The 20,861-nt window shown below is 31.9% G+C and carries 18 protein-coding genes and 1 tRNA gene; 14 read left to right on the top strand and 5 right to left on the bottom strand.

Translation table 11 applies throughout. The features are described from left to right. Positions 1–860 precede the first annotated feature (860 nt). Positions 861–933, bottom strand: a tRNA-Phe gene (locus tag HNQ90_RS17405). 179 nt (positions 934–1,112) lie between these two features. Between HNQ90_RS17405 and HNQ90_RS17410 the strand changes: the two genes are divergently transcribed. The 7 genes from HNQ90_RS17410 (at position 1,113) to HNQ90_RS17440 (ending at position 9,062) form a co-directional block, all read left to right on the top strand. Further along, the gene (locus HNQ90_RS17410; RefSeq protein WP_144118249.1) at positions 1,113–1,844 is read left to right on the top strand and encodes a type III pantothenate kinase; all 732 of its coding nucleotides are present in this window, start codon (positions 1,113–1,115) and stop codon (positions 1,842–1,844) included. Beyond that, positions 1,841–3,145, top strand: coding sequence for a BamG family beta-barrel-assembly machinery protein (gene bamG, locus HNQ90_RS17415; protein ID WP_144118248.1), 1,305 nt, complete (start codon positions 1,841–1,843; stop codon positions 3,143–3,145). Before HNQ90_RS17410 ends, bamG begins: the two co-directional genes overlap by 4 nt. Before the next feature lie 18 nt (positions 3,146–3,163). Beyond that, positions 3,164–4,546, top strand: a complete 1,383-nt coding sequence (locus HNQ90_RS17420; protein ID WP_144118247.1) for a tetratricopeptide repeat protein — start codon at positions 3,164–3,166, stop codon at positions 4,544–4,546. Next, complete coding sequence (gene lptC, locus HNQ90_RS17425) at positions 4,546–5,100, top strand: LPS export ABC transporter periplasmic protein LptC (protein WP_144118246.1); 555 nt, start codon at positions 4,546–4,548, stop codon at positions 5,098–5,100. Before HNQ90_RS17420 ends, lptC begins: the two co-directional genes overlap by 1 nt. 69 nt (positions 5,101–5,169) lie before the next feature. Further along, a complete protein-coding gene (locus HNQ90_RS17430) occupies positions 5,170–5,364 on the top strand; it encodes a hypothetical protein (RefSeq protein ID WP_144118245.1) in 195 nt (64 codons plus the stop codon). Then, on the top strand, positions 5,365–6,654 hold the full coding sequence (locus HNQ90_RS17435; RefSeq protein WP_144118244.1) for a hemolysin family protein: 1,290 nt from the start codon (positions 5,365–5,367) through the stop codon (positions 6,652–6,654). 278 nt (positions 6,655–6,932) lie between these two features. Beyond that, entirely contained in the window at positions 6,933–9,062 is a 2,130-nt protein-coding gene (locus tag HNQ90_RS17440) for a peptidylprolyl isomerase (RefSeq protein WP_144118243.1), read from the top strand. 88 nt (positions 9,063–9,150) lie between these two features. Here the strand turns inward: HNQ90_RS17440 and HNQ90_RS17445 are convergent, their stop codons facing one another. Together HNQ90_RS17445 and HNQ90_RS17450 are read right to left on the bottom strand one after the other, a co-directional pair. Further along, positions 9,151–10,179, bottom strand: a complete 1,029-nt coding sequence (locus tag HNQ90_RS17445) for a helix-turn-helix domain-containing protein (RefSeq protein WP_144118242.1) — start codon at positions 10,177–10,179, stop codon at positions 9,151–9,153. A 19-nt stretch (positions 10,180–10,198) separates the two neighbouring features. Continuing rightward, positions 10,199–10,741, bottom strand: coding sequence for a DUF2652 domain-containing protein (locus HNQ90_RS17450; RefSeq protein WP_241678406.1), 543 nt, complete (start codon positions 10,739–10,741; stop codon positions 10,199–10,201). A 228-nt stretch (positions 10,742–10,969) separates the two neighbouring features. Here HNQ90_RS17450 and HNQ90_RS17455 point away from each other — a divergent pair, with 228 nt between their 5' ends. The 4 genes from HNQ90_RS17455 (at position 10,970) to HNQ90_RS17470 (ending at position 12,717) form a co-directional block, all read left to right on the top strand. Continuing rightward, positions 10,970–11,404 carry a hemerythrin domain-containing protein gene (locus HNQ90_RS17455; RefSeq protein WP_144118240.1) on the top strand — a complete coding sequence of 145 codons (435 nt, stop codon included), beginning with the start codon at positions 10,970–10,972 and terminating at the stop codon, positions 11,402–11,404. A 166-nt stretch (positions 11,405–11,570) separates the two neighbouring features. Beyond that, positions 11,571–12,020, top strand: coding sequence for a ferritin-like domain-containing protein (locus tag HNQ90_RS17460; RefSeq protein WP_144118239.1), 450 nt, complete (start codon positions 11,571–11,573; stop codon positions 12,018–12,020). Between the two features lie 316 nt (positions 12,021–12,336). Next, positions 12,337–12,498, top strand: coding sequence for a DUF1328 domain-containing protein (locus HNQ90_RS17465; protein ID WP_144118238.1), 162 nt, complete (start codon positions 12,337–12,339; stop codon positions 12,496–12,498). A gap of 48 nt (positions 12,499–12,546) precedes the next feature. Beyond that, positions 12,547–12,717, top strand: coding sequence for a hypothetical protein (locus HNQ90_RS17470; RefSeq protein WP_172625935.1), 171 nt, complete (start codon positions 12,547–12,549; stop codon positions 12,715–12,717). A gap of 75 nt (positions 12,718–12,792) precedes the next feature. Here the strand turns inward: HNQ90_RS17470 and HNQ90_RS17475 are convergent, their stop codons facing one another. Next, positions 12,793–13,707 carry a GYDIA family GHMP kinase gene (locus tag HNQ90_RS17475; RefSeq protein WP_144118237.1) on the bottom strand — a complete coding sequence of 305 codons (915 nt, stop codon included), beginning with the start codon at positions 13,705–13,707 and terminating at the stop codon, positions 12,793–12,795. Next, positions 13,697–15,025, bottom strand: coding sequence for a hydroxymethylglutaryl-CoA reductase, degradative (locus HNQ90_RS17480; RefSeq protein ID WP_144118236.1), 1,329 nt, complete (start codon positions 15,023–15,025; stop codon positions 13,697–13,699). The genes HNQ90_RS17475 and HNQ90_RS17480 overlap by 11 nt, the downstream gene beginning before the upstream one ends. 240 nt (positions 15,026–15,265) lie before the next feature. Here HNQ90_RS17480 and HNQ90_RS17485 point away from each other — a divergent pair, with 240 nt between their 5' ends. Genes HNQ90_RS17485 through HNQ90_RS17495 form a run of 3 tightly spaced genes read left to right on the top strand, consistent with a single transcriptional unit; the run spans position 15,266 to position 20,858 of the window. Further along, on the top strand, positions 15,266–17,503 hold the full coding sequence (locus HNQ90_RS17485; protein WP_144118235.1) for a S9 family peptidase: 2,238 nt from the start codon (positions 15,266–15,268) through the stop codon (positions 17,501–17,503). Positions 17,504–17,507: 4 nt separating this feature from the next. Continuing rightward, positions 17,508–19,043, top strand: coding sequence for a peptide MFS transporter (locus tag HNQ90_RS17490; RefSeq protein WP_144118234.1), 1,536 nt, complete (start codon positions 17,508–17,510; stop codon positions 19,041–19,043). Between the two features lie 30 nt (positions 19,044–19,073). Next, a complete protein-coding gene (locus HNQ90_RS17495; protein WP_144118233.1) occupies positions 19,074–20,858 on the top strand; it encodes a peptide MFS transporter in 1,785 nt (594 codons plus the stop codon). Positions 20,859–20,861: the final 3 nt, after the last annotated feature.

A 20,861-nucleotide genomic window follows, 5' to 3' on the forward strand; every position in this document is an offset into this window, starting at 1 on the left:
ATTAGCGCCGATGGTACTACATTTGTGGGAGAGTAGGTCGTTGCCTTTTTTAATCCTCAACATTTATTTGTTGAGGATTTTTTTTGCGCTAAACTGAAGGATTGAAAATCTATAATTGTTAAAAATGTTTTTAGAACGCTTTCTTTTCCCTATAGTTTTGTTGCCATATGTTAATTTTACGCGCTTATTATGTATATAGGTCTTTTTCTTTTACTGTTGTAAATGTGGTTTATCCTTTTAATTGTATTTTTCTATTGCTTTATCTTACCTTTTAGTAAGGTATTTTAATCATTAGGTAAAGCTTGAATTCCTTCATTTTATTTTATAAGTTGAATGATTAGGGTTATAATTTTGACTTTATAAGCTGCTACTATTTTATTACCACTTGAAGATTTGTGATTCCATAACGCCATTAAGAAGGTGCTTCTTATCTCTTAGACGACACGCTATATTTTATATTTAGTTTTAAATACATAAAAAGAAAGGTGTTTATAAACAATATTAAAAAGCCTTGGAATGTGTTAAATAATGTTTACACTAGATCCTTTTCTGAATTACGTTAGAATATAGATTATATTTTACTGGAGCTTAATAATTGTTTGCAGAAGATGAACTGGCCTTAAAGGTTTATTATTATGTTGGCATATAAGTGCGGGAGCGATAGAAGTGGTTAGCTTTTGTAAAACTTCCATTTATGGTTTTACAAAACTAGTAACGGATAGCGCGGTTTTTAAATTGTTTTAATTTTTGTAATAGCCTTTTGGCTATTTTCTATTAGGCTTGTATTTAAAAAACCGCCAAAAAAGTAGAACTTATTAGAAACAAAAAATCCCGTAAACCTAAGTTTCGGGATTTTTTTGTGGTACCTCCAGGAATCGAACCAGGGACACAAGGATTTTCAGTCCTTTGCTCTACCAACTGAGCTAAGGTACCTCGCCAAAGCGGTTGCAAATATATATTCAATTTTGTTATTCGCCAAGAGAAAAACGCAAAATTTTTATTTTTTTTAATTTATTTTTAAAATTGAGAGGTAACTTATTTGTTATTAATATTATAGAGATTTTTAGTTATTTATTATTTGTGGTTTTGTAATTTTAGCGTTTTAATAAACTATGAATTTAATTATTGATGTAGGTAACTCTTACGTTAAATTGGCCGTTTTTAAAGGTAGTGAACTTTTAGATAGGCGTGTTGTTTTACTTAAGGCTGTAGAGGATGAAATTGATGTGTTAGCAAAGCATTATCTGGATTTGGATAATGTTATTATATCCTCGGTTGGGAATCTTGATAAATTAACTGTTAAATCCATTTCTAAGCGCTTTAATGTTCTTGTTTTGGACTCTAACACTAAATTGCCTTTTAAAAACCTTTACAGCACCCCTAAAACTTTAGGTGTAGATAGGATTGCTTTGGTTTGTAGTTCTATTAAGAAGTTTTCTGAGAAGAATGTGCTTATTATCGATGCGGGTACATGTGTTACCTATGATTTTATAAATATTAATAATGAGTATTTAGGTGGTGCTATTTCGCCTGGTATTAATATGCGTTATAAGGCTTTGAATAATTTTACAGCTAAATTACCGTTGTTAGATAAAGAAATTCCGGAAAGTATTATTGGGAATTCTACAGAAGCCTCGATACATTCTGGTGTTGTTTTGGGGTTTTTAAAGGAAATTGAAGGTGTTATTGAATGTTATGAAGAAAAATATTCTGATTTAACAGTAATTTTAACAGGTGGAGATACTAAATTCTTGTCTAAACAATTAAAAAGTAGCATATTTGCCAATCCTAATTTTCTTTTAGAAGGATTAAACTATATTTTACAATTTAACTCAAACGAATGATTAAAAAACTTGTATTAGTTTTTATTGCAATAATTGCAATGCACGGTTATGCACAACAAGGAACAACATCTCCTTATTCCTATTACGGTATTGGTAGCTTAAAGTTTAAAGGTACTGTAGAGAATAGAAGTATGGGAGGTTTGAGTATATACAACGATAGTATTCACGTTAACTTAAGGAATCCTGCGTCTTACGCTAGTGATAATTTGGAGCTTTGGGATAACGAAAGCAGACCTGTTAAGTTTGCTGTTGGTGGTAGTTACACAAGTTCGACTATAGAAAGTAGTGCGAGTAGTGATGATGCATCATCTACGACTTTTGATTACCTAGCTGTTAATATTCCTTTAGGTAAATTTGGGGTAGGTTTTGGCTTATTGCCTTATACATCGGTTGGTTATAAGCTAGAAGGTACAAACGCAGATGGTGATATTGATAATAGATTTGAGGGCGAAGGTGGTTTAAATAAAGCCTTTTTAGGTTTTGGTTACCAAGTTGCTAAAGGTGTAAGTGTTGGTGTGGATTTTCAATATAACTTCGGGCATACAAAAAACAGTATTGTTAATTACCAATACTCTGATGGTTTACCTACCCAATACCAGTCTAAAGAGAATAATAGATCCGATTTAAGCGGATTAAATATTAATTTAGGTTTATCTTATAAAACCATGATAAGCAAGAACCTAGAATTTGTATCTAGTGTTACGTATACACCAAAAAGTACTTTAATTTCTTTAAACGAGCGTACCATATCGACAATTACGGTTGGTAGTCAAGGGCAAGAAAACGAAAGAAACGTTGTTAATTTAGATTTAAGTGCTGATGGTTTAGATGAAACAGAATTAGTTATGCCATCTAAATTTACTTTTGGTGGTGGTATTGGGAAACCTAGAAAATGGTTTGTTGGTGCAGAAACTACCTTTTTAAAGACAGGTTCTTTTTCTAACGAATTATTTAGTAACGGAACTACCTATGAAGATGCATATTCCTTTTCTTTAGGAGGTTTTTATATTCCGCAGTATAATTCATTTAGAAGTTATTGGAAACGTGTTGTTTACAGGGCTGGATTTAGAACAGAAGAAACAGGTTTAAATATAAATGATGAATCTATTAAAGAGTTTGGCATATCTTTTGGAGTAGGTATACCAGTTGGCGATGCAAGATTATTCTCAAATGCGAATTTAGGATTTGAATTTGGCCAACGCGGAACAAAAAACAGTAATTTAATTCAAGAGAATTTTATTAATTTACAATTAAGTTTATCTTTGAACGATAGATGGTTCCAGAAACGAAAGTATGATTAACATTACAAAATTATTATCATGAAAACAAAAATTACATTACTATTAGCATTTTTCTTTATTGGGTTAAACTTTGGTTTTGCTCAGCAAGATGAAGAATGTATGACGAAGCTTTCTATATTCCATGAATATGTAAAAGCAAAAAATTATGATGCTGCTTACGAGCCTTGGATGGCAGTAAGAAATAAGTGTCCTAAATTTAATAACGCTATTTACGTTGATGGTGAAAAAATATTAGAAGATAAAATTGATAAGGCATCTGGAGCTGATAAAGTTGCTTTTATAAATGACCTTTTAAAGCTTTGGGAGCAAAAGGCAGAACATTTTGCTAGTAAAACTCCAAAAGGTGAGTATGCTGCGCAAGCTGCTCAATTAATGTATGATAATAAGGATGTATTAGGCAAAAGTACAGAAGAGTTATATAACGCTTTTGATGCGGCTTACCAATTGGATAAAGCAACATTTACAAACCCTAAAAGTTTATATACATATTTCTCTTTAATGGTAGATTTATATGATGCTGGTAAAAAACCTGCTGCAGACTTATTTAATAAGTATGATGATGTTGTAGAAAAAGTTGAAGATGAAGTAAAAAGTTTTTCTGAAAAATTAAATAAATTAATTGAAAAGGAAGATGCTGAAGTTGCTTTAACTAAAAAAGAAGGTAAATATAAAAAATACTACGAAAGCTATTTGAAAGCTTACGATCAAATTTCTGGTAGTATTGATGGTAAATTAGGTGATAGAGCAAACTGCCAAAACCTTATTCCTTTATACAGAAAAGATTTTGAAGCTAATAGAAACAATGCAGTTTGGTTACAACGTGCAGCTGGAAAGATGTCTCAAAAAGAATGTACAGACGATCCTTTATTCTTTGATTTAGTAAATGCATATCATAATATTAGTCCATCGGCTAATTCTGCTTACTACCTAGGATTATTAAAAGATAAAGATGGTAAAACTAACGAGGCAATCGAATTTTTTGAGCAAGCTATTAGTCTTGAAACAGATAGTTTTAAAAAGTCTAAATTATATTACAGAATTGCTACTAAGTTAAAAGCTAGAGGTAGTTATGGTAAAGCTAGAGGATATTACAGACAAGCATTATCGCTTAACCCATCAAACGGTCGCCCTCATATTGCTATAGCAGCTATGTATGCAGCAAGTGCTAATAACTGTGGAGATTCTAACTTCGATAAGAGAGCAGTGTACTGGTTAGCAGCAAAAGAGGCGCAAAGAGCAGCTAGTGTAGATCCAACTTTAAGTAAAGCAGCATCTCAATCTGTTGCTAATTACAAAGCAAAAGCACCTCAAAAATCTGAAATATTTAGTTCAGGTAGAGCAGGTCAAACCATTAAAATTGGTTGTTGGATTGGGTCTTCTGTAACCGTACCAAGTATCTAATGAGAAAACACATTTCATATAATATTTTTAACATAGTCACAATTTTTATTGTGACTATGTTTTTTTCATGTAATGATAGTTTTAAGCAAGTTCAAAAAATAGGAATTTCAGAAAATGAACCAATAGGAGTAGATCATAATGTTAACTTAAAATATACAGATTCAGGTAGGGTATCTGCCAATTTAATTAGCACTAAAGTATTGGATTATACGAATAGGGATTTTCCGTTTCGTCAGTTTACAGATGGTGTTACACTTTACATCTATGATAAGGATAACAAAAAAAGTACTGTGCAAGCAGATAATGCCTTTGTTTACGATAATACTAATTTAATAGATATGCAGGATAATGTGGTTATTACAACGCACGATAATCAAGTATTAAAAACAGAACAATTATTCTACAATACAACCAAAGAATGGCTTTCTACCAACAAGCCTGTTAGTTTTAAAACCAAAACAGACTTAATAAACGGCAATGGTTTTGATTCTAATTCAGAATTCTCAAACGCCGAAGTGCTAGAGGTTACCGGTATTATTACCTTAGAAGATTAATTTCTACTAATTAAAAATTTCACTTCTCAATTTTAAGTATCTTTATACCCTAATTACAGATTGTAACACATGAAGTTTTCAAAAATTTTTCAATACGCTTATTTAGTTTTTGCTGTATTATTTATATATGATGGTATATCAAAATGGAATATTAATAGAAATGGCGCTTATATTTCACTTGGTTTAGCAGCATTAGCTATTTTTATGTATTTCTTTAGAAGAAAATTTGCAAAAAAAATTGAAGATAATAATAACTCGAAGTAGATGAGCATTTATGTAATTATCATAATTGTTTCACTAATACTATCGGCTTTTTTTTCGGGAATGGAGATTGCCTATGTATCTTCAAACAAAATCCATATTGAAATTGAAAAAAAGCAAGATGGAATACTGGCTAAAGCTTTAAGTAAACTAACCGTAAAGCCATCAAAGTTTATTACCACCATGTTAATTGGTAATAATATAGCCCTTGTTATATATGGCTTCTTTATGGGCGACTTGTTGGTAAATTGGTTCCAAACGCTATTGCCAACACCTTACACTTTTTTAGATTATTTGTTTACAGACCTAAGTTTACTTACCCAAACTATAATTTCAACATTTGTTATTTTAATAACAGCGGAGTTTCTTCCAAAAGTATTCTTTCAAATTTATGCCAATACTTTAATTAAAGCTTTGGCGGTTCCTGCCTATATATTTTATGTGTTGTTTTCTTTAATTTCAGATTTTGTTATTTGGATTTCCGACTTTGTATTAAAGGTATTCTTTAAAACCGAAGGCGATCAAATTCAACTCGCTTTTACTAAGGTAGAACTTGGTAATTATATTAGCGAGCAAATGGAATCTGTAGAAGAACAAGATGAAGTAGATTCCGAAATACAAATTTTTCAAAATGCTTTAGAATTTTCAGAAGTTAAAGCGCGCGAAGTTATGGTTCCTAGAACCGAAATTATAGCCGTAGAAATATCTAACTCTGTAAAATCATTAAATGCTTTGTTTACTGAAACAGGAAGGACAAAGATTTTGGTTTATAAAGATACGGTTGATGATATTTTAGGTTACGTACACTCATTCGAATTATTTAAAAAAGGAAAGACCATAAAGTCGATGTTAACGCCTGTTGAGTTTGTACCAGAAACAGTGTTAATTAAAGATGTGCTAAACGTGTTAACTAAAAAACGGCGTAGTATTGCTGTTGTTTTAGATGAATACGGTGGAACTTCTGGTATTATGACGGTAGAGGATATTGTTGAAGAATTATTTGGCGAAATTGAAGACGAACATGATTCTGTGGTACTTATTGAAGAAGTGCTGGATAACGATACCTATAAGTTCTCTGCCCGTTTAGAGGTAGATTATATTAATGAAACTTACAAAATTAATCTTCCTGAGAGCGAAAACTACGAAACACTTGGAGGTTTAATTGTAAATCATACCGAAGAAATTCCAACTCAAAACGATATTGTAAATATAGATACATTTCAATTTTCTATTCTAGAAGTTTCTAATACTAAGATTGATATGGTAGAGGTTAAAATTTTACAAGAAGATTAAATTAATTCTTGGTTTTTTTAAGGTCGATACTAGCCTCTTTTTAATTAATATTTGTCCCATAAATAGGGCTAAGGTTATTTAATTATTGGCATTAATCAAACGCGTAATATTCATAACAATATCCTGTGCAATTTAAACAACTTAACAAATAATAAATATCCCTTTTATTATTGAAAGGAAAATGGTATTTTCGCGCACGATATTTTTGCCAGTTTACGGCAAATCATATCAACTAAACAAGCAATTCCAACAACGGATTTTAAAAATTAGATTTACAAATGGCAGTTTTAAATAAGATAAGACAACGTTCACTATTCTTAATATTAATCATCGCATTAGCGCTATTTTCTTTTGTATTAGCAGATTTGTTTAAAAACAGTGATGCTTTAACTTCAAAGTCGCAAAACATTGTTGCAACTATAAATGGTAAGGATATTACTCGTGAAGGTTTCATGCAGAAAGTAGAGCAGTTACAAAGACAAATGGGGCCTAATGCAACAAGCACGCAGGTTATGAACCAAGTTTGGAACCAAGAGGTGAGACAAGCTGTGATGCAAACCCAATTTGACGAGCTTGAAATTTCTGTTGAAAAAGATCAAATGAGAGACTTACTTAAAACGTCTTTAGCTACAAACCAAAACTTTTTAAATGAAGCTGGTCTTTTTGATGAAAACAAAATGAACGAGTATATCGCGAATTTAAAAGAAACGTCGCCAGAAGGTTTTGCTAGTTGGGTTAATTACGAACAACAAGTAGCCTCGAATGCTTTAAGCCAAAACTATTTTAATATGGTTAAAGCTGGTTTATCGGGTACACTTGCTGAAGGTAAATTAAATCACGAATTAGAAGGGAATAAAGTAGACCTTAGATATGTTCAGGTTAATTTTTCTACAATTCCTGATAGTACTATTGCTGTATCTAAATCTGATATTACAAATTACATTAAAGAAAATAAGAATCAATATAAAGTTGAGGCTTCAAGAGATATTCGCTTTGTAGAGTTTAAGGAAATAGCATCTATTGATGATGAAAATACTATTAAAGCAGAATTAAATACGTTTGTAAATGGTAGATTTGTTGATAGCCGAGGAAGAAAAGATACAATTGTAGCTTTTTCTAAAGTTAAAGATAATGCTGCTTATATAAACTCAATTGCTGCATCAGATGTTAAATTTGATGATCGTTTTGTATTTAAATCTAGTTTACCAACTGAAGCTGCCGATGCTATTTATAATTTAAATGAAGGTGAAGTTTATGGACCATACAAACACGATGGATCATTTAAAATAACTAAGGTTATAGCTGTTAAACAAATTCCAGATTCTGCTAAAGTAAGACACATTTTAATTCCTTTTAGAGGAGCACAAAGTGCAGGGCCAGATGTTACAACTACAGAGGCCGATGCGAAAAAGACAGCAGATAGCTTATTAAATATACTTAAAAGAAACCGTTCAAAATTCCCTGATTTTGTAAAAGAATTTTCATCAGATCAAGGAAGTGTTGCTAAAGAAGGACGTTACGATTGGCACCCATACAACACTATGGTTCCTGAATTTAATGATTTTGAATTTGAAGGAAAAACAGGTGATTTAGGAGTTGTTAAAACGGTATTTGGATTTCATATAATTGAAGTTGAAGGACAGAAAAACAAAACCAAAGCTGTAAAAGTTGGAACTATTGCAAGAAAAATAGAACCATCTGAAACAACTACTGATAAGGTGTTTAGAGATGCTTCTAACTTTGAGATTAAAGCAGGAGAAGGCGATTTTGAAGCTTTAGCAAAAGAAAACAAATACACGTTAAGACCAGTAAATGGTATTAAAGCATTGGATGAAAATATTCCTGGTGTTGGAAACCAAAGACCAATTGTACGTTGGACGTTTGAAGAAGATGCTAAAGTTGGAGATATTAAGCGTTTTAATGTTTCTAATGGTTATGTAATTGCACAATTGGTAGCAAAACATGAAGCAGGTTTAATGAGCGCTGATGATGCTACTGCTAAAGTGTTACCAATTATTAGAAAACAAAAGAAAGCGAAACTTATAAGAGAAAGAGTTTCTGTAAATACTTTAGAAGATTTAGCTGCTGCTGAAAACACTAATGTAAGAACAGCAACTGGAGTAAATATGAAAAACCCAACGGTATCTGGAGCAGGAAGAGAACCAATGTTAGTTGGAGCTGCTTTTGGACTAAAAGAAGGAGAAACTTCTGGTTTAATTGATGGAACTAATGGTGTGTACATGGTACAGGTTACTAAAATAACTCCAGCTGTTGCTTTAGAGAACTACCAAGCGGCTGCAAATAGAGTAGAACAACAAAAAGCAAGTACAGTTACTACTAAATTGTACAATGCTTTAAAAGATGCTGCAGATATTGAAGACAATAGAGTTTCTAGTCAAATTCAATAGAACACAAAATACTTATAAATAAAAAAGCCTCGTTAAACGAGGCTTTTTTATTTATATCAAATAGGGTATTAATCGTTTCTACTTGTTGTTATATTGCAATGGGTACTATTAACTGTTTTTTAAATTCGTTGGGTGTTACACCATATTTTTCTTTAAATATTTTTGAAAAATAACTTCTACTTGTAAAACCTATAGAGTAAACAATTTGAGTAATATTTAAATCTGTAGTAGTCATTAATTCTCTGGCGGCCTCTAATCTTACATGTCTAATATACTCGGTAACTGTTCGTGTATATAAAAACTTAAATCCATCTTGCAATTTGGCTTGCGATAAACCCGAATTTGCAGATAATTGATCTAAAGAGTAATCTTTTGCTGGACGTTTTAATATGGCCTGCCCTAGTTTTCTAACCGTAATTAACTCACTCTTTATTAGCGATGTTGGCAACGGCACACCTTGTTGTAATTTGTTATGTTGTTGTATGTGTATCGATAATATTTCATAAATTTTAGCTTCAATCTTAAGGATTCGTAACATGCCCTTACCCTTAACATTTCTGGTTTTTTTAACCAAATCTGCCATTTTTAAATTCAGTGTGCCATAATGCGCAAATCTGTTATCATGATCGGTATCAACAAAAACTTCGTATAGTTTTTTATTTAATGTAGAAACATTAGTAGTGCGTTTCTTTAAAAAGTGCTTTCTTATAATTTGTATTGAGTTAATGTCTAGCTTTGTATGCTTAGGGAAATGGATGTAATTAATACCAACCGTTTTATTTGTGAAAATTAAGGTTTGATATTGCTCAATTTCCTCTTCCTTTTTATCAACACCAAATCTATGTTTAAAACTTCCGTTTAGGGCGTAAATAAATCTAATAGGGTTATAGTCGCTAGCATGCATTTTTAATACAACATCCTCTTTAAAAGTTATATTATAATCTAAAAGGTTAACGCCCCAATCAAAAGGGATGTAGCGTATGGTCCCTTCAGCAATATCGTTATTTACATGTAGTGTGTTTTCACTCCACTTTTCTTCAATCTTACCTCCAATCTGCCTTTGGATCTCTTCAAGAATCTCTTTAGAGTTTTCTGCATTTATTTCTATTTCTATCATAAAAAATTGCGTGTTATATTTATAAAAGAGTTTCTAAATCTATATACGTGTAGTTAATTTCTCCTAGATGTTCATATACGTTTTTTCCTTTTTTTAATTCTCCCCAATATAGTTTATTGTCTAATTCATTCATGTCGTATTGAGAGAATAAGTTTTCAGAAATTAATAAATATTCATCTTTAGGGACTTTGTTTTTAAGCAGTCTGTGGGCAACAATAACATCTTCTCCCATAAGTTTTATGTGTTTGCCTATTTGCACGGTGTCAATCTCATTGCCATAATGTAATATAATTTTTAGTCCAAGGGTTTTTGGTATTTTATAACTATCCTTATTATGATTGTGAGTCTCCTTTAAAATATTTAACTGTTTGTAAAACTCTGTGTAAAAGTGAATACATTGATCGATAAGCGCTTTTAATGTGGGTAATTTACCTGTTCTATAAAATAAAACAGCATCTCCTTCAATTTCTGAAACCTCTAAACCAATTTCGTTAGAATAAATAATATTATTCAATAAAGACGGAATGACTTTAGAACTTAAGTCGGAATCTGTCTCACTCATAAATTGAGTAAAACCACTAATATCAGGGATACAAATTAGCATAGCATTGGTTACTTTTTTCGTTTAGGATTAAAAAGAACTAAAGATAATGTTATTATGCCATATAAAAACAAGAAATTTTTAACAGATTAAATAGCATTTCAGTTACTTTTTATTTCGATTGAACAAACCTTAAGCGATTAACTGTTATAATTTTGAAGAATTAAGATAAACTAAATACTTAGAGTTATGAACATATTTGAAGCCATAAGAAAAGATCACAACACACAAAGAGCATTACTTAAAAAGCTAATCAAAACATCAGGAGAATCTAAGGAAAGGAAGCAAACGTTTAATGCTCTTAAAAATGAGTTGGAAATACATGCTAATGCAGAAGAACGTCATTTTTATAAACCTTTAATTAGTAATGATATGATGCAAGAGAAAGCTAGACATGGAATAGCAGAGCATCATGAAATTGACGAATTAATTGAGAAGTTAGAGGAAACAGACTATGATTCTTCAGCTTGGTTAAAGTATGCTAAAGATTTAAAAGAGAAAGTGGAGCATCATTTAGAGGATGAAGAGCACACGTTTTTTCAGTTAGCTGGAAAAGTGTTTTCTGAAACTAAAAAGAAAAGCTTAGCGAAAGATTATACGAATTATATGAACGAAAATTTATAGTGTTCTAAATGAGTTAAGAACTTAAGGTATTGAATTAACCTAACCTTTACCTAAGCTATAAATTTGTAAAAAAGCAAAAGTAAGCATGTTGTGTTAAACATGTTTTAGATGTAAACCAGTAGGCATCTTAAAAATAAATTACTGTTAATATAAAACCCAAAAAAAAATGAGTACTTACACAGAAACAGTAGGCGAAAAACTAAACGATTTATTAGAAAAAACGTACGATGCGGAAAAAGGATTTAAAAAAGCCGCAGAGAATGTTGATAATACAGCGCTAAAATCTTATTTCAAGCAAAAAGCACAAGAGCGCTATGATTTTGGACATGAGTTGAAATCTGAAATAAAAACATTTAATCAAGATATAGATAAAGGAGGAAGCATTACGGGATCTGCACATAGAGCGTGGATGGATGTTAAATCATTATTTTCTTTGGATGATGAAGAATCTATGTTGGAAGAAGCTATAAGAGGTGAAAAGTCTGCGGTAAACGAATATAATAATGTTATTAAAGAAACAAGTTTGCCACTTAGTACTAAATCGATTTTAGAATCGCAAAAAAATAAAATAGAACATGGCTTATCCAGAATAAAAACTTTGGAAGATATAAGCTAATACGTTGTTAATAAATTACAGAAAACACATTAATCGCAATTAAGTTAATATTTATTGTAAACGAGTTACATAATATTAAGGGATAAACTTAATTTTGAATTGATTGGTTAGTAGATTAGACCTTTGCATAAATTTAATTTATGTGGAGGTCTTTTTTTATAATTATAACGTAAATGGAATAATACAGGTATAACCTTTATTTGAGTTAAAATTCAAATTGTATGAGTTAACAACGCCTATGTAGCTGTTATATCTTTGTATTGTAGGGTTGAGAGTCAATCATTTACTAGAGTTTAATTTTTAAAACCTAATTATTATGTTACGTTGGACAATCACATTTATTATAATAGCATTAATTGCCGGATTCCTAGGATTTGGCGGAATAGCTGGAACATCAGCTGGAATTGCAAAAATTTTATTTTTTATTTTTATAGTACTATTTGTACTATCATTATTAAAGGGTTTAATAAAGAAATAAAATAAAATCAATATAGATTTAAACACTAATTTTTAAAACACTTTTATTATGAAGAACATAGCAAAAATATTTTTAGTATTATTTACCATATCTACAGTATTTACAGGATGTAGAGAAACAAAAGGCGAGAAAGTTGAAGACGCTATAGAAGATGTAGCAGATGACGTTGGAGATGGTTTAGAAGATGCAGCCGATGAGGTTGAAGACGCTGTAGAATAATATTAGTTTACAATTTACAAGAAAAGAGCTTTATTTAAAGCTCTTTTTTTATGTCTATATATTTCAACTTTAATTTTATAAGGCCATTTTACCGTATGGAATAACAGTATTGAAGCCTTTAGAGTTAAAATAGGTTGTAGGGTTTTGTTTAGATGCGACTAAAACAAAATCGCCACCCCAAGCGCCTAAGCTTTTTATTGCGCCATCAAAATCCTTAAAGTAAATATCTTTAACAGGAGTTTGCTTGGTAAGTTTAGCTATAAGGTTTTCATGACTAACCATCAAGTCTTGAAAATGATCTAGTGTTTGGCAGTTAATCATTTCTAAAGTTAGTTTGTTTATTGCATTAATAGCAGAAGCTGCGTTTTTTTTGTTTTCATGATAGTGCTTAATACCATCTCGACTATTTTGTTTTTTATTTAAGTGAACAAAATAAAGCTGTTCTTTAAATATTGGGTTGAAATTAGAATGTTCAACTACTTTTTTATGTTCAGCTATTTTATAAGTAATAGCTTGGTTGTGTTGTGCACAGGCAATATCATAGCCACTGCCTCCAAATGTTTTTTCTAAAAGCTGAAAGGGATCAATGTTAGCCCATTTTGCAATATTGGTAATAAGGGTAGAGGAAGTGCCTAAGCCCCAGTTTTTAGGAAACTCTAAATGCGTTTCAATCTTATAGCCTTGATCACTATTTAGAAATTCAGGATTTAATGCTTTTGATGCCTGTAAGATTTCAATTAAACGGTTAGAAATAGCATTATTTAAATCGTGGCATTCAATAGTGTTTCCTTTTAAATCAAATGTGGTGTCAAACCAAATGTTTTTAGTTTCATCGAAACTTTTCCAATGTAATACAGGTTTATCAATAGGTTCTACTATTAAAGATTGCCCGTATTTTGTGGGAATTGCCAAAGCTAGTGCACCATCAAGAACAACATATTCTGCAGATAGTAGTAGTTTACCGTGGCTATAAAATGTATTATTTTTCACTTGAAACCCTTAGTTTGTTTAATGCTTCGGTAACCGCAGTATGCGATATCGTGTTATTTTTAAAATAATTGGTTAAGATGTGTTTTTCTTCTGTGCTTGCTTCAAACTGGTTTAATATATTCATTAAGTGCATTTTCATGTGTCCTTCTTGAATACCCGTTGTGGTTAGCGAACGTAAAGCAGCAAAGTTTTGGGCTAATCCTGCAACGGCAACAATTTGCATTAAATCTTTAGCCGATGGTTTATGTAATAATTCTAAAGCTAATTTTACCAAAGGATGTAAGCCTGTAAGGCCGCCAACAGTTCCTAATGCTAAAGGAATTTCCATCCAAAAAGAAAAAATACCATTTTCAACCTTAGCATGGGTTAAGCTACTATATTGTCCGTTTTTTGAAGCGTAAGCATGTACGCCAGCTTCAACAGCTCTAAAATCGTTTCCCGTAGCTAAAACAACGGCATCAATACCATTCATAATGCCTTTATTGTGTGTAACTGCTCGGTAAGGTTCAACTTCCGCTATAGTTACAGCTTGTATAAATTTCTTGGCAAAAGCTTCACCCGAAACCGTTTTGCTTTCACTTAAATCTACAACAGGACAACTCACTTCTGCACGTACCAAACAATCTGGAACGTAATTAGAGAGAATACTCATTATAATGTCTATATGTTTTTCTTCTTCTGTAAACAGATTAAAAGATAAGGCTTCAGCTTTAAATGTTTTTGCAAATTGCTCTAAACATGAGTTTATAAAATTGGCGCCCATGGCATCTAAAGTTTCAAAAGATGCATGTAATTGATAATAATTATCAATGTCTGCGGTCTTATCGCGCAACTCAATATCCAAAATACCACCACCACGTTTTTTCATGTTTTTGGTAATGACTTCGGTGTCTGCAACAAGCTTAGGTTTTACCTGGTCGAAAAACTGCTTTAGCTTTTCGAAATCGCCTTTGTAATTAAAATGAACCTGTCCTATTTTTGTAGTAGAAATTACAGTTGTTTTAAAACCACCACGCTCTAACCAAAATTTTGCAGCTTTACTTGCCGCAGCAACCACCGAGCTTTCCTCGATTGCCATTGGGATGGTATATAACTTGTCGTTAATTAAAAAATTAGGGGCTACACCAAGCGGTAAATAGTAGTTGGATATAGTGTTTTCTATAAACTCATCATGTAATTGTTGAAGCTTATCGTTGCTATTCCAATATTGTTTTAAAACGGCTTTGGCTTCTACAGGATTAGAAAAATAAGTATCTACCATCCAATCAATTTTTTTTGATTTAGATAATTTAGAAAATCCGGTAATAGGTTTACTCATAATTTACAAATTTGCAGAGCAAATATACTACTCTTCGTATGAATATCGAATATCTATCGTAATCGGAGTTATTTAAGTGTTAATAATTGCTATTTATTATATAATTTTTAGTAAACTTGACATCATTTTATGAAATAAATAGCGTTTTTAGCTAAACACACATAATTGATTAATTTTCTTATCTTGAAACAGAACTGTTTAAGTAAGAATAAGGTTTTTTAAATCACACAAATTAACTACATGAAACTTGTAAAACTTTCCCTTGGCGTTTGCCTTTTTATAACAACAATTTTAACGGCACAATCTAAAAAAATCACCCTCGAGGATATTTGGAAGGATGGTACCTTTAGAACCCAATATATGGATGTCTTGCATTCCATGAATAATGGCCAACAATACTCTGTTTTAAATTTTGATAGGGCAACACGAGCAACCACTGTTGATATTTACGATTATAAAACTTTAAAAAAAGAAAAGACCTTAATAAGTTCTGCAAATCTAGAGGCTATTCCTTATTTTACTAGTTATACCTTTAGTAGTGATGAGCAGCAGGTTCTTTTGGCTACTAACGAGGAATCTATTTATAGACATTCGGTTTTAGGACACTACTACGTTTATAACATTAAAACAGCGTCGTTAGATTTAATTTCTGAAGACAAAATTCAAGAACCTACATTTTCTCCCGATGGAAAAAAAGTAGCATTTGCAAAGGAGAACAATCTTTATATAAAAGATTTAAATACGTCTCAAATTACTCAAATAACATTTGATGGCGAAAAGAATACTATAATTAACGGTATTACCGATTGGGTTTATGAAGAGGAATTTGCCTTTGTACGAGCTTTTGATTGGAATGCCGATAGTAACAAAATTGCTTTTATCCGTTTTGATGAAACTAATGTTCCAGAATTTTCAATGGATGTTTATGGTTCCGAACTTTATCAAACGCAGCAGGTTTTTAAATACCCTAAAGCTGGTGAGGCAAACTCTAAAGTTTCACTTCATATTTACAATATATACGCTAATGCAACTCAAGAGGTAAAGGTGGATAAAGTGTATCAAGATTTCTATATTCCTAGAATTAAATGGACCAATAATCCAGATGTGCTAAGTGCGCAATACATGAACAGACATCAAAACGAACTGGATTTATGGATGATAGATGCCAATAGAAATACATCAAATTTAATTTTATCTGAAAAGGACAAAGCCTATGTTGATGTAACCGATAATTTAACTTTTTTAAAGGATAATAGTTTTATTTGGACTAGCGAGAAGGATGGCTACAACCATATTTACCATTACGATAAAACAGGAGATTTAATTAACCAGGTTACAAAAGGAAACTGGGAAGTGACTGATTATTATGGTTATAATGAAAAGAAGAATACTATTTTTTATCAATCTGTTGAAAATGGTTCGATAAACAGAGATGTATATTCTATAAAACTTAATGGACGAAACAAAAATAGACTGACTAAAAGTGAAGGCACAAATAATGCAGCTTTTAGTGCTGATTTTTCATTTTTCATAAATACATTTTCTAGCGCTACAACGCCACCTGAATATACTTTGAATAGTGCATCTTCAGGAAATTTAATTAAAAGTATTAAGGATAATGATCAGGCCGCTCAAAAATTATCAGAGTATGTAACCTCTCAAAAAGAGTTTAGTACCATTGCAGTTAATGGAAATGATTTAAACATGTGGATGATTAAACCAGCCAATTTTGATGCTTCCAAAACATATCCAGTATTAATGTATCAATATTCTGGTCCAGGGTCTCAGCAAGTTGCTAACCGATGGAATAGTGCCAACGATTATTGGTTTCAGCATTTAGCGCAAGAAGGTTATATTATTGCTTGTGTTGATGGTAGAGGAACCGGATTTAAAGGTGCCGATTTTAAAAAGATTACTCAAAATGAATTAGGTAAATACGAGGTTGAAGATCAAATTGAAGCCGCAAAACAATTAGGAGCATTACCCTATGTTGATGCTAGCAGAATAGGAATTTGGGGATGGAGCTTTGGTGGTTTTATGAGTAGTAATTGTTTGTTTAAAGGAAACGATGTCTTTAAAATGGCTATTGCTGTAGCACCGGTAAGCAGCTGGCGTTTTTACGATTCTATTTATACAGAGCGCTATATGACCACGCCGCAAGAAAATGAAAGTGGTTATGATGAAAACTCACCAATAAATCATGTAGATAAATTAAAAGGCGATTTCCTTTTAGTACATGGTTCTGCCGATGATAACGTACATTTACAAAATACAATGCGATTAGCCGAGGCTTTAATTCAAGCAGATAAACAATTTGACTGGGCTATTTATCCAGATAAAAACCATAGTATTTATGGCGGTAATACAAGACTTCATTTGTATAAGAAAATGACAAACTTCCTTTATGAAACACTAAGTGATAAATTGAAAGATAAAGGTGTAATTGAAGTGAAAAAGAAATTGAAAATCAAAGAATAAATATATGTCTAAAACCATTCTAACAAACCAAGAGCCTCAATTATTTGGGCACCCAAAAGGCCTGTTCTATTTGTTTTTTGCCGAATTATGGGAACGGTTTAGTTTCTATGGCATGCGAGCATTGTTAATGCTTTACATGGTTAATGAGATATTTGTGGCTTTGGCAGAAAAGGATGTGGCAGCGGCAGCGGTTTATGCATCTTATGGGTCTTTAGTATACGCATCGACAGTTGTTGGTGGAAGAATTTCTGATAAGATACTAGGCATGCGAAGCTCTATATTTTTAGGTGGGATTTTAATGTCTATCGGGCATTTTGTTTTAGCCATAGAAAATGATATCGCATTCTTTTTAGCGTTAGCATTTATTGTTGTTGGAAATGGTTTTTTTAAACCTAACATTTCAACATTTGTAGGTTCTTTATATAAAGATGGTGACCGAAGAAAAGATTCTGGTTTTACCATTTTTTATATGGGAATTAATATAGGCGGTTTTGTAGCGCCATTACTTTGCGGTTGGTTAGCTGCAAAATATGGCTGGCATTATGGTTTTGGTTTAGCCGGAATTGGAATGTTAGCAGGTTTAATTTTCTTTTGGAGTGGTATTAAGAAAAATGTTTTTGGGGATCGAGGTTTACCACCAAGTCAAGCTGTTTATGAAAAGAAAATTCTAGGAATTCCACAGAAAATTTTTGTACCTATTGTTGCTTTTTTATGTGCGCCATTAATTGCTTATGTTCTTGCTTCTTATAAAGCCATTGCGGGTGGAGATACTTTTTTAGGTGATCAAAACTATGTGAATTTGATTTTTAAATTTATAGGTGTTGCCATTTTAATTTATATGGGCATTATCCTTTATAATTCAACTGCCGACGAACGTAAAAAGCTAATTATGGCATTATTAATTACGTTTTTTATGACTCTGTTTTGGGGGTTTCATGAGCTTTCCGGAAGTGTTATTACCTTGTTTGCAGACAGAAATGTAGACTTGGATGGTATTATGAATGCAAGTCAAACAAACTCTTTAAATTCCTTGGTAATAATTGTATTATCGATTCCTGTTTCACTTTTATGGGCATATTTATCTAAAAAGAATTTAAACCCTAGAACACCATATAAATTTGGTTTTGGTTTACTTCTAGCAGGATTAAGTTTCTACATATTGTCTTTAAGCGGAAATAATGCAGACGAAAACGGTATGGTGCCATTTGCTTATTTATTTATCATGTATTTTATTATTTCTATTGGAGAGTTATTTATGTCTCCGGTTGGTTTATCTAAAATCACAGATTTATCACCAAAGCGAATTGTAGCTTTTATGATGGGGATTTGGTTTCTGTCATCGGCTTATGCGTTCCAAATTGTAGGCTTTATTTCAAAACAATTGGCTGTAGAAAGTACCGATGTTAATGTTGGTGGTTTAGACACTTTGAGTATTTATACAGACGGATTTCTATTAATTGCTAAATACGCTTTAGGCGCAGGCCTAATTGTAATTGCTTTTTCTCCGTTAATGAAAAAGCTAATGGGTAAAGTACACTAGTTTATTTTAAAATAATTCAACATATTTTTTATGAATACAGATATTGAAAATCTATTTAAAGACAAAGTCATTGGTCATCCAGCTGGACTTTTTGTGATATTTTTCACCGAAATGTGGGAGCGTTTTTCGTTTTACGGAATGCGAATTCTTTTAGTTTTGTTTTTAACAGCTCCCATTATTAGCGATAATCCAGGTTGGGAATGGCCTCGAGAGCATGCTTTAGCCTTAATAGGTACTTACGGGTCGCTTTTATATCTTACACCTATTGTTGGTGGTTGGATTGCCGATAAAATAACAGGTTATAAATGGGCCGTTATTATAGGGTGTTTTATAATGATGTTGGGACACGCAGCTATGGTATTTGAAACTCCTTTTTCATTATACGCAGGTCTTGCATTATTAATTATAGGAACAGGTTTTTTTAAGCCAAATATGACCTCTATGATTTCTGAAATGTATAAAGGTAAAGAGTCCAAAAAAGATGGGGCTTATACCATTTATTACATGGGGGTAAATGCTGGTGCATTTTTCGGAATGATGCTTTGTGGTTATTTAGCTGAGAATATTGGTTGGAGTTACGGTTTTGGTCTTGCAGGTATTTTTATGCTGCTTGGGTTAATTCAGTTTTGGTTGGCAAAAGATTTATTTGGACAAATAGGTGAGCGACCTTCAAAAATTCATGAAGTTGAAATTCCTAAGGATTTAAATGAATCGGAGCCATTCGAAAAGTTCGAAAAGCCTGAAACGGAAAAGCTAAATCCATTTACATCTCTTGATAAATTACTAATTATTTTATCTTCCTTAGGTGGACTTTTATATCTATTTAATGATCCATTATCCAAAATTGGAAATGTAAATTTACTTCCTTTTTCTATTGGAAATATGGACGGGTCTAATGTTACTGTTTTAACTGCGTTAGCATTATTTTTATATCTAATAATTTCTAGAATTTCTCGATATACGCCAATAGTAAGAGACCGAATTATAGCGGTTTCTGTGTTTGGAGTTTTTACTGTTTTCTTCTTTGCGGCTTTCGAGCAATCGTTAGGTTCTATGACTATATTTGCTAGAGATTATACAGAAAGAGCATTAACGGGAAGTTCTGCTACTATATTTAAAATTATAGATTTAATTCTTACAGTTGGTCCTTTGGCTATTATTACTTGGGTTTTGTATTTATTGTTTAAAAAAACATATTCGAAAATCCCATATTCTAATATTATTTTAGGAGTGTCATTTGCTTTCTTATGGTATATCGTTTACTATAAAGTAAATAATGAGTTTAGTAAAGATACTACTGAAGTTCCTGCGACATGGTTCGGTATTTTAAACTCATTTTTTATAATCACTTTGGCGCCGTTTTTCTCTAAATGGTGGGAAAGTAAATATAACCCAAGTGCAGCCATGAAATATGGTATAGGTCTTGTTTTACTTGGTTTAGGTTTCGGTTTCTTAGTGTTTGGAACTTTAGGAATCGATCAAGGTGCAAAAACTGCTTCTGTAAGTATGATCTTTTTAATATTAGCTTATCTATTTCACACTATGGGTGAATTATGTATTTCGCCTGTAGGATTATCATATTTAAGTAAGTTAGTACCTGGTAGAATGATTGGTTTTATGTTCGGTATTTGGTATTTGGCCATTGCGATAGGACAAAAAGCAGCAGGAACCATGGGAGGGATGATTGATAAAATAACCGAAGAACATTCGTTAAGTACATTTTTCTTGATTTTCACCTTAGTTCCAGCAGCAGTTGGTGTTATTTCTATGTTGTTAAATCCTGTGCTTAAAAAACTAATGCACGGTGTGAGATAATCT

Origin of the sequence: Algibacter amylolyticus, from assembly GCF_014202225.1 — a bacterium.
GTDB classification, from domain to species: domain Bacteria; phylum Bacteroidota; class Bacteroidia; order Flavobacteriales; family Flavobacteriaceae; genus Algibacter_B; species Algibacter_B amylolyticus.